This window comes from Streptomyces sp. NBC_00076 (assembly GCF_045041235.1).
Classification (GTDB): Bacteria; Actinomycetota; Actinomycetes; order Streptomycetales; family Streptomycetaceae; genus Streptomyces.
Genome location: NZ_CP108242.1, coordinates 3,762,557 through 3,775,469, shown reverse-complemented (window position 1 = coordinate 3,775,469; position 12,913 = coordinate 3,762,557). Strand labels below are relative to the sequence as shown.

Below are 12,913 nucleotides of genomic sequence, written 5' to 3'. Positions count from 1 at the left end.
GTGGGGGTCCTTTCAGACGAGGGCGGATTCCCTGCGGGGCGTGACGTGCTGGTTGGCGGGGCGCGGGAGGCCGTAGCGCTCCCGCAGGGTCTGGTGCGGGCGGTCGTACTCCGCGCGGAGCAGACCGCGGGCGCGCAGGATCGGGACGACGTGGTCGACGAAGAGGTCGAGGCCGGACGGCAGCACGGCCGGCATGATGTTGAAGCCGTCGGCGGCGCCGTGCGTGAACCAGGTCTCGATCGCGTCGGCGACCTGCTCGGGCGTCCCGGCGAAGGTGAGATGCCCGCGCCCGCCGCCGAGCCGCCCGACCAGCTGCCGCACGGTGAGGCGCTCGCGGCGGGCCAGTTCGACGATGAGCGTGTAACGGCTCTTGGCGCCCTCGATCGCGCTCTCCGGGGGCAGGTCGGCCGGCAGTCGGGCGTCCAGCTCCAGTGTTCCCGGCTCCAGTTGCAGCAGCCGCTCCAGACGGTCCACGCCGTGCGTGTACACGATGTGGTCCTCGAGGAGCCGCTCGTTCGCCAGTGCCTCCGCCTCAGTCGAGCCGATCACCGGGACGATGCCGGGCAGCACCTTGATGTGCTCGGGGTCGCGGCCGGTCTGTGCGGTCCGGGCCTTGAGGTCGGCGTAGAAGGCCTGCGCGTCCTCGATGGTCTGCTGGGCGGTGAACACCGCCTCCGCGTACCGGGCCGCGAACGCCTTGCCGTCCTCCGAGGAGCCCGCCTGCACCAGCAGCGGGTAACCCTGCGGGCTGCGCGGCACGTTCAGGGCGCCCTCGACACTGAAGTACGTCCCGTGGTGGCGGGGCGGGTGGATCTTCGTGTCGTCGCCCCAGACGCCGGTCGCCTTGTCGGCGACGATCGCGTCGTCCTCCCAGCTGTCCCAGAGCTTGAGGGCCACGTCGAGGAACTCGGAGGCGCGGGCGTAGCGCTCGGCGTGGGCGGGCTCGGCGTCCAGACCGAAGTTGCGGGCGGCCTCCTCGCCCGCGGTGGTGACGATGTTCCAGCCCGCCCGGCCACCGCTGAGGATGTCGAGGGAGGCGAACTTGCGGGCCAGGTTGTAGGGCGAGTTGTAGGAGGTGGAGGCGGTGGCGATCAGGCCGATGTGCTCGGTGGCCGTCGCCAGGGCCGTCAGCAGGGTGAGCGGTTCCAGGGCGCCTGCGGGGCGCTGTGCCACGCTTCCCCACAGCTGCGGGCCGTCGGCCAGGAAGAGGGAGTCGAAGGTGCCGCGTTCGGCGGTCCGGGCGAGGTGGACGTAGTGCGCGAGGGACACATGCGCGTACGGGTCGCTCTCCGGGAGTCGCCACGACGCCTCGTGGTGGCCGGTGGTCATCAGGAACGCGTTCAGGTGCAGCTGTCTGGTGGTCACTTGTGGTCCTCCGTCACACCGAGCGCGGCCAGCAGCCGCTCCCGGTACTCGCCCAGCAGCGGATCCCGGTAGGAGCGGGGGTGCGGGCGGTCGATGGTCAGGTCGAGGCCGATACGGCCCTGGTCGAGCACGAGCACCCGGTCGGCGAGCACGATCGCCTCGTCCACGTCGTGGGTGACGAGCAGTACGGAGGGCCGGTGGCGTACCCACAACTCCCTCAGCAGCCCGTGCATCTTGATCCGGGTGAGCGCGTCCAGGGCGCCGAACGGCTCGTCGGCCAGCAGGAGTTCGGGCTCCCGTACCAGGGAGCGGGCCAGGGCGGCGCGCTGGGCCTCCCCGCCGGACAGTTCGCTGGGCCAGGCGCGTTCCCGGCCCGCGAGGCCGACCTCGGCGAGGGCGGCCCGGCCCTTCTCCGCCGCCTCCTTGCCCTCCGTCCCCAGCAGTACGTTGTCCAGCACCCGCCGCCAGGGCAGCAGCCGTGAGTCCTGGAAGACCACCGACACCCGTTCCGGCGCGGTCAGCCGGCCGCTGCCGGCGACCTCGTGGTCGAGGCCCGCGATCGCCCGCAGCAGGGTGCTCTTGCCGGAGCCGCTGTGTCCCAGCAGGGCGGTGAACTGTCCGGCCGGCAGGTCGAGGTCGATGCCGTCGAGGACCGTCCGCTCGTCGAACGACCGGGTCAGTTCCCGCAGTTGCACGGCGGAACGGGTCAGCTGCTCAGTGTGCGTCGCCATGACAGCACCCTCCGTTCGACGAGACGGACCGCGCTGTCGGAGACCAGGCCGAAGATGCCGTAGATGACCAGGCCGACGAGGATGACGTCCGTCTGGCCGTAGTTCTGGGCCTGGAACATCATGTAGCCGAGTCCGCTGGTGGCGTTGATCTGCTCCAGGACGACCAGCCCCAGCCAGGAGCCGGTCACCCCGAGCCGGAGCCCGACGAAGAAGCCGGGCAGGGCGCCGGGGATGACGATCTGCCGGACGAAAGCGAGCCTCGACAGGCCCTGTACCTCGGCGAGTTCGACATAGCGGTGGTCGATGCCGGACAGCGCGGAGTGTGTGTTGAGGTAGATCGGGATGTAGACGACGATGGCGATGATCGCGATCTTGAAGGTCTCGCCGATGCCCAGCCAGAGGATGAACAGCGGGATCAGACCCAGGGTCGGGACGGCCCGGTTGAGCTGCACGGTCCCGTCGATCAGCGCGTCGCCGGTGCGGCTGAGCCCGGCGGCCAGGGCGAGCGCGACACCGACGGTCAGACCGATCGCGAACCCGTATCCGGCGCGTTCCAGCGAGGTCAGGATGTCGGTCGGCAGCGTTCCGTCGGTCCACAGGTGACCGCCGGTCTCCAGCACCGTCCAGGGGGCCGGGATCGCGGCCGGGTCGAGTTGTCCGGCGGCGGAGGCGGCGGCCCACAGGCCGAGGAAGAGGACCGGGCCGATGAGCCGGGAGGCGGGCAGCCGCTTACCGGGGGAGAGCCGCCGGCGCCTTCGGACCTGGGGGCGCTCCTGGGGGGCGGGGGTGGTGGCGGTGGCAGGGGTTGTGACAGCCGCGGTGGTGGCGGTTGCGGTCGCCGTGCTTGAGGTCGCCGTGCTTGAGGTCGTGGTCATGGCAGTCACCTCCGGTACTCGGCCGGTACGGACTTCGCGGCGATGCCCTCGAAGCGGTGGTCGAAGAGCGAGCCCACGTCGAACTTCTTCACGAAGCCGCCCTCCGCCAGCAGGTCGGCGGTCTCCTGCTCCCACTTGATGGCCTCGTCCCAACTGGGCGAAAACAGCGGTTTGTTGGCGAGCTTCGTGATCGCCTGGGCCTGGTCGAGGCTCAGGTTCTGGGTCTTGACGTAGAACTCCTTGTTCCACACGTCCGGGTGCTCGTACTGCCACACCTGGGCCTTCGCCCAGAACGGGATGTACGCGGCGACCGCGGCGGCCTTCGCGGAGTCGGCCAGGACCGAGGCCGGTGCCCACAGCAGGTTGAGCAGGTCGACCACGTCGGTGGTGATGACATGGGCGCCCTTGGACTCGTACTGCTTCAGATAGGCGGGCGACTGCTGGTTGGCGAGCGGCGCGATGTCCACCTGGCCCGACTGCAGCGCGGTGAGGAACTGGTTGCTGGTCAACGGGACGAGCTTCACGTCGTCGTACGCCAGCCCGGCCTTCTTCAACGCCCGCAGCAGGACGACACCTTGTGCCTGTCCCTGCGAGAACGCCAGCTTCTTGCCCCTGAAGTCCTCGACCGTGCGGATGTCGCTGCCGGGCTTGGTGGCGAAGAGATAGTTCGGTTTCCGGGTGATGTTGATCGCGACGATCTTCGCGTCGTATCCCTGGAAATGCGCCTGGATCGGCGGGATGCCGGCGTTGTTGGCGACGTCCAGCGATCCCGAGCGAAAGGCGTTGATGACATCGGGACCGGCGCCGATGTTCACCCAACTGCTCACCCTGAACGGCAGTTCGCCGAGCCCCGCGTGCTGGAACTGCACCTGCTGCACGTTCTGGTAGGAGGAGATCTTCAGGCTGGTGCCCGAGGGGACCTTGGTGGCGAGCGGCGCGTCGGCGTCGGACTTGTCGGCCGCGGCGCTGCTGCCGGCGCAGCCGCTCAGTCCGGCAGCGGCGGCGGTGACGCCGAGCAGGGAGGAGAGGAAGAGCCGCCGATCGACACCGGACACGGATGGAGAAGGCATGGGAGAACTCCCTGAGTTCACATGGAAACACGCACAGAAATGCGCGTGGAAGTCGCGTGGAAGTGCGCTGGCAGTGCGCTGGAAGGAAACGCGCACGGCAGAGCATGCGGCAGAGCGCAGCGGCAGGAACACCTGCGGAATTCCAGGCGGGCGAAGGCCGGAGAACAGGAATTCACGCAGGAAGAAGGAGGCGCCCAGGGCGCGTCAACGTGTCAGCAACAGAGGGTGCGACAGGTCGTGAGCAGCATGAATACGATGATCCTCGCCTTCCGTATCGCCTGTCAACATTCGGAGTTTCTGAATTAATTCGGTCGTCCGGCGGCGGCGCCCAGCGGATCCCGGTAGAGGACGTCGAGGGCCACGGTTCCGCCCGCGGTGGCCAGAACGGAATCCGGGAAACTCGTCGGCCGTACGTCCGCCGCCCGCTCGGGGCCGACGGCCTCGCGCAACGCGGAAAGACAGTCCTCGCGGCCGATGACCCCGATCTCGGTGACGACCACGCTCTCCGGATTCAGCACGTCGAGCAGCAGCCCCACCGCCCGGCCCACCATCCGCGCCCGCTCCACCACCAACCGGACGGCCACCGGGTCGCCCTTCGCCGCCGCCGTCATCACATGCGTCGGGTTCGATCCGGCGATGATGCCCGCCGCACGGGCCCGCCGGCACAAGGTCAGCTCGCTCAGCTCGACCTGGAGGCAGCCGACCCGACCGCAGTCGCAGGGCTCCGTGCCGCCGCGCAACGGCAGATGGGCGATCGCGCCGGCCTGTGACCGGGGACCGTGGTGCACCTCGTCGTTGGTCGCGAACGCCGCGTCGACCACATTGCCGACGAACAGGTGCAGCACACTGCGGCTGCCGCGCGCCCGCCCGAACAACCGCTCCGCGTTGACCAACGCCCGCGCGTGCCCGTCCACATGGACCGGCAGCCCGGTGCGGGCACCGATCACCTCCCGCACCGGCACCTCGCGCCAGCCCAGCAGCGGATGCGCGACGACGGTCCCGGTCTCCCGGTCCACCCAGCCTCCGGCCGCGAAGCCGACACCCAGCGGCCGGCATCCCGGTGCCCGGTCCAACAGAGCCGTCAGGGCGTCGGCGGCGCGTGTCAGCACCCGGCCGGGCTCGATGCCGTCGTGCTTCAACTGCCGCTCGGCCACCACCCGCCCGCGCAGATCGAGCAGCGCGACCGTGGTGTACGGCACGGCCACGTGGACTCCGCCCACCACGAACCGGGAGTCGTCCAGGTCGAGGGGCACATGCGGCCGCCCCGACCCCTTGGACCGCCGGGGCGGCTCGGCCTCACGGATGAGGCCGAGGCCCGCGAAGCGGGCGCAGTGGTCGGTCACCGACGCCGGGGACAGCCCGGTGAGCCGGGAGATGGTGCTGCGGGCCACCGGACCGTGCTCCAGCACGGACCGCAGAATGACGCTCGCGTTGGTGCGGCGCCGGTCGCTGTCGGCGGCGCGGGGCACGGGGGAGGGGAGAGGTGGTGCCAGGGTATGGGGCATGGGGATCTTCCTCGGGAACGGGTCCGACACTGCGCCGTCTCGTGCGTGAGGCGCGTCGGAGCCGCTCCGCCCGCCTCAGGGGCGGCGACAGGTGGCCGTGCCCACGCGTCGCAGGTCGACATAGCGACGCGACGAGAAGTTCCGGGCTTGGGCAACCATGCGGTCGAAGCTAGCAAAAGGCCCCACGGCTGCCCAGACGGCGACCGACGGGCGAGACGGCAGGTGTCCACGGAGCAGAGCCCTTTGGTGGATCCCTACAGATGCCCTGTGGCCGTCCCCGTAGCTCACGCCACTCCACCTCAGTGACCGGCATCACGCCAACTCCGGTGTAACTGCCATCCTTTGTTCGAAGCCCACCAAGCTCCCGATCAACCCTTTGTCGAGCGCTGACGGTGATCGGCGCGAGTGCGCTGGGATAGCGTCGCCGTGTTCCCCTGCCGTCCACACCCTCGCGGAGTCCCCATGAGCACCGCCGTCGCCCCCAACCGCACCGGTCAGGTCCTCGCCGACCTGCTCCCCGTCTCCCGGGTGCGGGAAGTCGCGCTCGTGGTCGGCGGCGCCGCGCTCACCGGACTCGCCGCCCAGATCGCGGTGCCCGTGCCGGGCTCCCCGGTGCCGGTGACCGGCCAGACCTTCGCCGCCCTGCTGGTCGGCACGACGCTCGGCGTGAGCCGGGGCATGTCCGCGCTCGTCCTGTACGCGCTGGCCGGTCTCGCCGGTGTGCCGTGGTTCTCGAACGGCACCTCCGGAGTCTCCGTCGCCTTCGGCTACATCGTCGGCATGATCCTCGCGTCCGCCGCCGTGGGCGCCCTGGCCCGCCGCGGCGCCGACCGCTCGACGCTCCGCATGGCCGGCACGATGCTGGTGGGCGAGGCGATCATCTACGCAGTCGGCGTGCCCTACCTCGCCTACGCGGCCGACCTCTCCGCGTCCGCCGCGATCGCCGCCGGCCTCACCCCGTTCCTGATCGGCGACGCCGTGAAGGCGGCCCTGGCGATGGGCGTCATGCCCACCGCCTGGAAGCTGCTCAAGCGCTGACCGCGGAGGTCCCCCGCACGAGGTCACACGGCTGACCGGTGGGGTGGGGGGCATGACCTGACAGACGCGCCGACGCGCCGTCAGGTCATGCCCCCCACCCGTGCGACCACCTACGTCCTCACTCGAGCCCCACGAACCGCCGCTCCCGGTCTCAGCTCTCCCGCTGCCTCGGCCGTCGCTGCGACCACCACAGCCCGGCCGCACCCGCCGTCAGCAGGGCCGCGCCCACCGCGCCCAGCGGCAGAACGCCCGGACCGGTCCTGGGGAGTTCGTCCCCGCCGGGCGCCACCGGCTGGTTGTCGGTGCCGAGCAGCAGCGGGGTGGCCGGGGCGTTCGGTGACGGGTTGGTCGTACCGAACGGAACCGGGCCCTGCTGCCAGAACGTCTTCTTTCCGTCGCCGCTCTGCACGGGCAGGCAGATCTTTCCGGTCTTGCCGATATCGAACGTCGCTTTGACGGCGTACGACGTCGACTTGCCGGCCGCGAGATTGTCGACGGGGCAGGAGAAACCGCTGTTCGAGCCCTCCGGAAGATTCTTTTTGTCGATCGGGGAACAGCCTTGGACGTCCTTGACCGTGAGGCCGTCGAAACCGACGACCAAAAGCTGGACCTTGCCGCTTTCCTTGCTCCCCTCGTTCTTCACCGTGGCGGTGATGTTCGTTTCTTTCGACGCGTTGTCGACCGAGATCTTCTCGGGCAGCAGCGTGGTCAGCTTCACGCCCGCCGGCGCCTCGTCAACGGCCTTTCCCCCCTTGCCGCTCCCAGGCCCCTGGTCGTCCGCTCCGGCGGTTCCGGAAAGGATCATCACGACCGAGAAAGATGCTGTGACCAGCGATCCCGCGATGGTCGTCGTACGACGAGAACTCATGTTCGTCCCCCTTTGCTGCGCCTGAATTCGCAGTACTTGAAGAGGTACCACAAGATTTCTCCGCACTATGCTGGTACGGCTCGAAGTGTGACCATTGCGTTTCAGTCGGGACGGCCCGGAAGGCGTTGAGCGTCAGGCGTCGTGCGTTAGGCATTGAGGGGGTGCAGTGGATTGCCGGGGAATACGGGTAGCGGTGGAGTTCCAGGGGTACTGGTGGCGGGGCGCTATCGGTTGGTCGAGAGTATTGGCCAGGGCGGAATGGGGCGGGTGTGGCGAGCCGTCGACGACATACTCGACCGGCAGGTCGCGGTGAAGGAGATGCGCATCGACGGCCTCGACGCCGAGGACGCCCGCACCCGCCGCGAACGCACGTTGCGCGAGGCCCGGGCGACTGCCCGGATCGACCATCCCAACGTGGTGCGCGTGTACGACGTCGTGGACGAGGGCGAACGCCTCTGGATCGTCATGGAGTTGGTGTCCGGCCGCTCCCTCGAACGCATCCTGGCGGAGGAGGGCCCCCTCGCCCCGCGTGACACCGCGCTCCTCGGACTCGGCCTGGTGGAGGCGCTGCGGCAGGTGCACGAACGGGGCGTGCTGCACCGGGACATCAAACCCGGGAACGTCCTGGTGGAGACCGGCGGACGGTTCTCGAACGGCCCCCGAGTCGTCCTCACCGACTTCGGTATCGCCGCGATCCAGGACGCCAAGGCGCTCACCATGGTCGGCATGCTGGTCGGCTCGCCCGACTACATGGCCCCCGAGCGGATCTCCGGCCGCCCGCAGGGCCCGCCGTCCGACGTGTGGTCCCTCGGCGCGACCCTGTGCGCGGCCTTGGGCGGCCGCTCCCCGTTCTCCCGCGACACCACACTTGCGACCCTGCACGCGGTCCTCTACGAGGAGCCCGAACTGCCCACGGCCGCCGGCCCGTTGCGCAACATCCTGACCGCGTTGCTGGAGAAGGAACCGGAGTCCCGCCCAGGCCTGGCGGCCCTGGAGGCGTCGCTACGGCCCCTCGCGTTTCCGCCGCCTACGCCGACTGTGGCGGTGGCGGTGGTTCCGGCGGTGGCTCCGACGGCGGGTTCCGGGGTGGGGGAAGAGGCGGGGACTGGGGCTGGGGCGGGGGGCGAGCCTGGCTCTGCATCCGGGGCTGAGCCCGGGGCCGGGCCTGAGTCTGGGGCCGGGGCTGAGTCTGGGGCCGGGTCGGGGTCGGGGTCCGAGTCCGGGTCGGGGTCCGAGTCCGGGTCTGGGCCTGGGGTGGGGTCTGAGTTTGGGTCCGAGTCTGGGCCTGAGTCCGAGTCCGAGTCTGGGCCTGAGTCCGGGGCTGGGTCCGAGGCCGGGCCCCAGTCCGGGAACGAGTCCGAAGTCGAACTCGACCCCGATCCCGTACCGCATTCCCCGCCGGCTTTGACGGCGGCGCCGGATTCCGAACCGGAGGTCCCCGAAGTCAACGACGCGGTGCCGGTCCAGGACGAGCCGCCTTCTCCGGAGTCCGAAAGGACCCGGCCCCTCCGGACGCTGGCCGTCCCCAGCTCGCACCCCGCCCCCACGTCCACCCCCACGTCCACCTCGCCTGCCCTGCCGCCCGTCGGCTCTGCCTTCGCCGGCCAGGCCACCGCCACCGGTCCCCACCCCCTGGCCGTGCCACCGGGTGAACTGCCTGGCCCCGCCGTCCCGTCCGCCGCACCTCGCCGAGGTCAGCGCCGTGCCGGACTGGTGGCCGGCGTGGGCGTGGTCACTGCCGGCGCGGTCGTCGCGATCGTTCTCGCGGCGACCTCGGGATCGCCGGACACCACCGCGGGATCCACGCCGCCCGTCCCGACCTCGTCCTCGCCGTTCCCGTCCGCCACTGCCACTGCCACTGCCACTGCCACCGCCACCGCGAGCGACGGGCCGACGCCCACCGTCGAGGGCACGTCACGCCCGCAGAGCCTGCCGCCCGGCGCGCACCGGGAGGCGGGCGGATTCGCGTGGGCGACGCCGCGGGAATGGCGGCGAGACGTGAAGACGGGGGCGGAGGTGCACTACACCTCCCCGGACGGCAAACAGGAGTTGGCCGCCAAGTCCGCTCTCGCCCGCGGCGACCTGATGGAGACCTGGGAGACCTCGGAGCAGAACGCCCACCAGGGGCAGGACTACCGGAAGATCCGCCTGGAGGAGACGACGTTCCGCGGTCACCCCGCGGTCGTCTGGGAGTACACCTTCACCCTCCAGGGCGTCCCCTGGCGCGCCCGCCTGCTGGGTTTCAACGCCGGCGGCAAGTCGTACCAGATCAACACCTGGTACCAGCCGGACATCGAGACGCAGGCCCTCAGGACCTACGGCAGAGTGCGGGACAGCTTCACGGTGTTGTGACGCGACCCGCAGACGCGGAACCGCGGACGGTGGCGGCCGCACGCGAAGAGGCCCCGTGGCAGCAAGCCACGGGGCCCCTCTCCCGCAAACCGTTCAGAAGACCGTTCAGACCTTGCTGACGGCCCGGTCGCCCTTGATCTTCTCCTTCGCGAAGGCGATCGCGAGCACGCCCGCGGCGACCATCAGGGTCAGCAACACGGTCTCGCGGCCGTCGTGTTCGGTGTCGGTGAGCATGTAGCCCAGGATGAAGACGATCATCGCGGCCGTCGCCCAGGTCAGATACGGGTACAGCCACATCCTCACGACCAGCTTCTCCGGCGCCTCGGCCTGGATGATCTTCCGCATGCGCAGCTGCGAGAAGCAGATCACCAGCCAGACGAACAGGGCCACCGCACCGGAGGAGTTGACGAGGAAGAGGAAGATCTTGTCGGGGGACAGGTAGTTGAAGAAGACGGCGACGAAACCGAACACGACCGACGCGAGGATCGCCGCCATCGGCACGCCCCGGCCGTTGACCCGCGCGAACCCCTTGGGTGCGTCGCCGCGCTCACCGAGCGAGAACGCCATGCGGGAGGCCGTGTAGAGACCGGAGTTGAGACAGGACAGCACCGAGGTCAGCACGATGAAGTTCATGATCTGGCCGGCGTGCGCGATGCCGAGGGAGTCCAGGGCAGCGACGTAGGAGCCCTGTTCGACGATGGACTTGTCGTCCCACGGCAGCAGCGTCACGACCACGAAGATCGAGCCGAGGTAGAAGACGCCGATACGCCAGATGATGCTGTTGGTGGACTTGGTGACGGCCCGCTGCGGATCCTCCGACTCGCCCGCGGCGAGGGTGGCGATCTCACTGCCCATGAAGGAGAAGACGACCAGCAGCACACCGGTGAGGATGGCGCCGGGCCCGTTGGGCAGGAAGCCGCCGTGGCCGGTGAGGTTGCCCAGCCCTGCCTTGTCGGTGTCGGCGCCCGGCAGTACGCCGATCACGGCCAGACCGCCCACGACGATGAACGCGCCGATGGCGACGACCTTGATGCCGGCGAACCAGAACTCGAACTCGCCGTAGGAGCCGACGGAGATGAGGTTGGTGGCGGTCAGCACCACCATCACGATCAGCGCCCATCCCCACTGCGGTACGGCGGGTATCCACCCTTCGAGGATCTTGGCCCCGGCGGTGGCCTCCACCGCGAGCACGACGACCCAGAAGAACCAGTACAGCCAGCCGATGGAGAAGCCCGCCCAGCGCCCCAGGGCCCGGTCGGCGTGCGCCGAGAAGGAACCCGAGGTCGGATTGGCGGCGGACATCTCACCGAGCATCCGCATCACCAGCACCACGAGCGTGCCGACGAGGGCGTACGACAGGAGGATGCCGGGGCCCGCGGTGGCGATACCGGAGCTGGATCCGACGAACAGTCCGGCTCCGATGACGCCACCGATGGCGATCATCGACAGATGTCGGTTCTTGAGTCCGGCCTGGAGACCGCCCCCGGGTTCACCGGGGGCTCCTGGGTCCTGATCAGCCTTGGGGAGGGTCGGCTGCGAGGTCATGAACGGATTCCTTTGCGCCGGTTGAGCTGTTCCCCCATACGAGCGGTGTACGGGGTTGAACGAATCGGTCCAGTGAATCGGAGGCAAAGGAATTCGTGAACCTCTGATTCCGGATCGTTACTTGAGGTTTTCCTGAGCTTTCTCGGTATTGCCTGGAGTTTTCGCCGTGCGCCCCCGAGGCTGCTGCCCCGAAACAGTCGTGTCACACTCGTCCCATGCGCGTGTATCTCGGCTCCGACCATGCGGGCTTCGAACTCAAGAACCACCTCGTCGACTGGCTCAAGGCAGCCGGCCACGACCCCGTGGACTGCGGTCCGCACATCTACGACGCCCAGGACGACTACCCCCCGTTCTGCCTCCGTGCCGCCGAGCGGGCGGCCGCGGACCCGGACGCCCTCGGCGTCGTGATCGGCGGCTCCGGCAACGGCGAGCAGATCGCGGCGAACAAGGTGAAGGGCGTGCGCGCGGCGCTGGCCTGGAGCGAGGAGACCGCGTCGCTGGGCCGGCAGCACAACAACGCGAACGTCGTGGCGGTGGGTGCGCGCATGCACTCGCAGGAGGAGGCGACGAAGTTCGTCGAGACCTTCCTCAACACCCCGTTCTCCGGTGACGAGCGTCACCTCCGCCGTATCGAGATGCTGGCCGGGTACGAGACGACGGGAGACCTCCCGCCGATCCCGGCGCACCACCCGCAGCAGTAGGGCGTACGTGGGTCCAGGGCGGAGCCCGGGGGTTGGGGAAAGGAACAGCGCCGTGCCGGAAGGGCACACGATTCACCGGCTGGCGCAGGACTACGCCGCCGCCTTCACCGGTACGGCACCCCAGGTCACCAGCCCCCAGGGCAAGTTCAGCGACTCCGCCGCCCTCCTCACCGGTACGGAGCTCACCCGCACCGAGGCCCATGGCAAGCACCTCTTCCTCGGATTCGCCGAGTCCTGGATCCACATCCACCTCGGCCTCTTCGGCAAGGTGAGCTTCGGAGGCGCCCCCGCGCCCCCGCCCACGGACACCGTCCGGCTCCGGCTCGCGAACAGCACGTCGTACGTCGATCTCCGCGGCCCGACGACCTGCGCCCTGATCACGGACGCCGAGAAGGACGCGATCCACGACCGCCTCGGCCCCGACCCTCTGCGCGAGGACGCCGACCCGGGGGCCGCGTACCACCGGATCTCCCGCAGCCGTACGACGATCGCCGCCCTGCTGATGGACCAGAAGACCGTCGCAGGCGTCGGCAACGTCTACCGCGCCGAGGTCCTCTTCCGGCACCGTGTCGACCCGTACCGCGCCGGCGAGGACATCACCCCGGCTGAGTGGGACGCGCTGTGGACCGACCTCGTCGAGCTGATGCGCGAGGGCGTGCGGAACAACCGCATCGACACCGTCCGTCCGGCACACACCCCGGAGGCGATGGGCCGCCCGCCGCGCGTCGACGACCACGGCGGCGAAGTCTACGTCTACCGCAGGGCCAACCTGCCCTGCCATATCTGTGGCGGCGAGGTCCGCACCGCCGACCTCGCCGCCCGCAATCTCTTCTGGTGCCCGACCTGCCAGCAGGGCTGACCGG

11 protein-coding genes are annotated in these 12,913 nt (G+C 69.8%); 4 read left to right on the top strand and 7 right to left on the bottom strand.

Annotated features, from left to right (window positions below; translation table 11 throughout):
* Positions 1-12: 12 nt before the first annotated feature.
* From OHA64_RS17160 to OHA64_RS17140, 5 genes are all read right to left on the bottom strand, one after another.
* Positions 13-1,365 (bottom strand): LLM class flavin-dependent oxidoreductase, encoded by a 1,353-nt coding sequence (locus OHA64_RS17160; RefSeq protein WP_405613862.1) that lies wholly within the window; start codon positions 1,363-1,365, stop codon positions 13-15.
* Complete coding sequence (locus OHA64_RS17155; RefSeq protein ID WP_405613860.1) at positions 1,362-2,096, bottom strand: ABC transporter ATP-binding protein; 735 nt, start codon at positions 2,094-2,096, stop codon at positions 1,362-1,364. The genes OHA64_RS17160 and OHA64_RS17155 overlap by 4 nt, the downstream gene beginning before the upstream one ends.
* Positions 2,072-2,971, bottom strand: coding sequence for an ABC transporter permease (locus OHA64_RS17150; RefSeq protein ID WP_405613858.1), 900 nt, complete (start codon positions 2,969-2,971; stop codon positions 2,072-2,074). The genes OHA64_RS17155 and OHA64_RS17150 overlap by 25 nt, the downstream gene beginning before the upstream one ends.
* A 5-nt stretch (positions 2,972-2,976) precedes the next feature.
* On the bottom strand, positions 2,977-4,041 hold the full coding sequence (locus OHA64_RS17145; protein WP_405613856.1) for an ABC transporter substrate-binding protein: 1,065 nt from the start codon (positions 4,039-4,041) through the stop codon (positions 2,977-2,979).
* A 302-nt stretch (positions 4,042-4,343) separates the two neighbouring features.
* Positions 4,344-5,546: an ROK family protein gene (locus OHA64_RS17140; protein WP_405613854.1), complete on the bottom strand. Its 1,203-nt coding sequence runs from the start codon at positions 5,544-5,546 to the stop codon at positions 4,344-4,346.
* A gap of 462 nt (positions 5,547-6,008) precedes the next feature.
* Between OHA64_RS17140 and OHA64_RS17135 the strand changes: the two genes are divergently transcribed.
* Complete coding sequence (locus OHA64_RS17135; protein WP_405613852.1) at positions 6,009-6,584, top strand: biotin transporter BioY; 576 nt, start codon at positions 6,009-6,011, stop codon at positions 6,582-6,584.
* A 151-nt stretch (positions 6,585-6,735) separates the two neighbouring features.
* On the opposite strand, the gene OHA64_RS17130 is transcribed toward OHA64_RS17135, so the two are convergent.
* Positions 6,736-7,452: a hypothetical protein gene (locus OHA64_RS17130; RefSeq protein WP_405613850.1), complete on the bottom strand. Its 717-nt coding sequence runs from the start codon at positions 7,450-7,452 to the stop codon at positions 6,736-6,738.
* 258 nt (positions 7,453-7,710) lie between these two features.
* Here OHA64_RS17130 and OHA64_RS17125 point away from each other — a divergent pair, with 258 nt between their 5' ends.
* Positions 7,711-9,804 (top strand): protein kinase domain-containing protein, encoded by a 2,094-nt coding sequence (locus OHA64_RS17125; protein WP_405624002.1) that lies wholly within the window; start codon positions 7,711-7,713, stop codon positions 9,802-9,804.
* Between the two features lie 105 nt (positions 9,805-9,909).
* On the opposite strand, the gene OHA64_RS17120 is transcribed toward OHA64_RS17125, so the two are convergent.
* Positions 9,910-11,349, bottom strand: coding sequence for an amino acid permease (locus OHA64_RS17120; protein WP_405613848.1), 1,440 nt, complete (start codon positions 11,347-11,349; stop codon positions 9,910-9,912).
* Positions 11,350-11,564: 215 nt separating this feature from the next.
* On the opposite strand from OHA64_RS17120, the gene OHA64_RS17115 reads away from it, so the two are divergent.
* Both OHA64_RS17115 and OHA64_RS17110 read left to right on the top strand, forming a co-directional pair.
* On the top strand, positions 11,565-12,050 hold the full coding sequence (locus OHA64_RS17115; protein ID WP_405613846.1) for a ribose-5-phosphate isomerase: 486 nt from the start codon (positions 11,565-11,567) through the stop codon (positions 12,048-12,050).
* Positions 12,051-12,102: 52 nt separating this feature from the next.
* Entirely contained in the window at positions 12,103-12,909 is an 807-nt protein-coding gene (locus tag OHA64_RS17110) for an Fpg/Nei family DNA glycosylase (RefSeq protein WP_405613844.1), read from the top strand.
* Positions 12,910-12,913 lie beyond the last annotated feature (4 nt).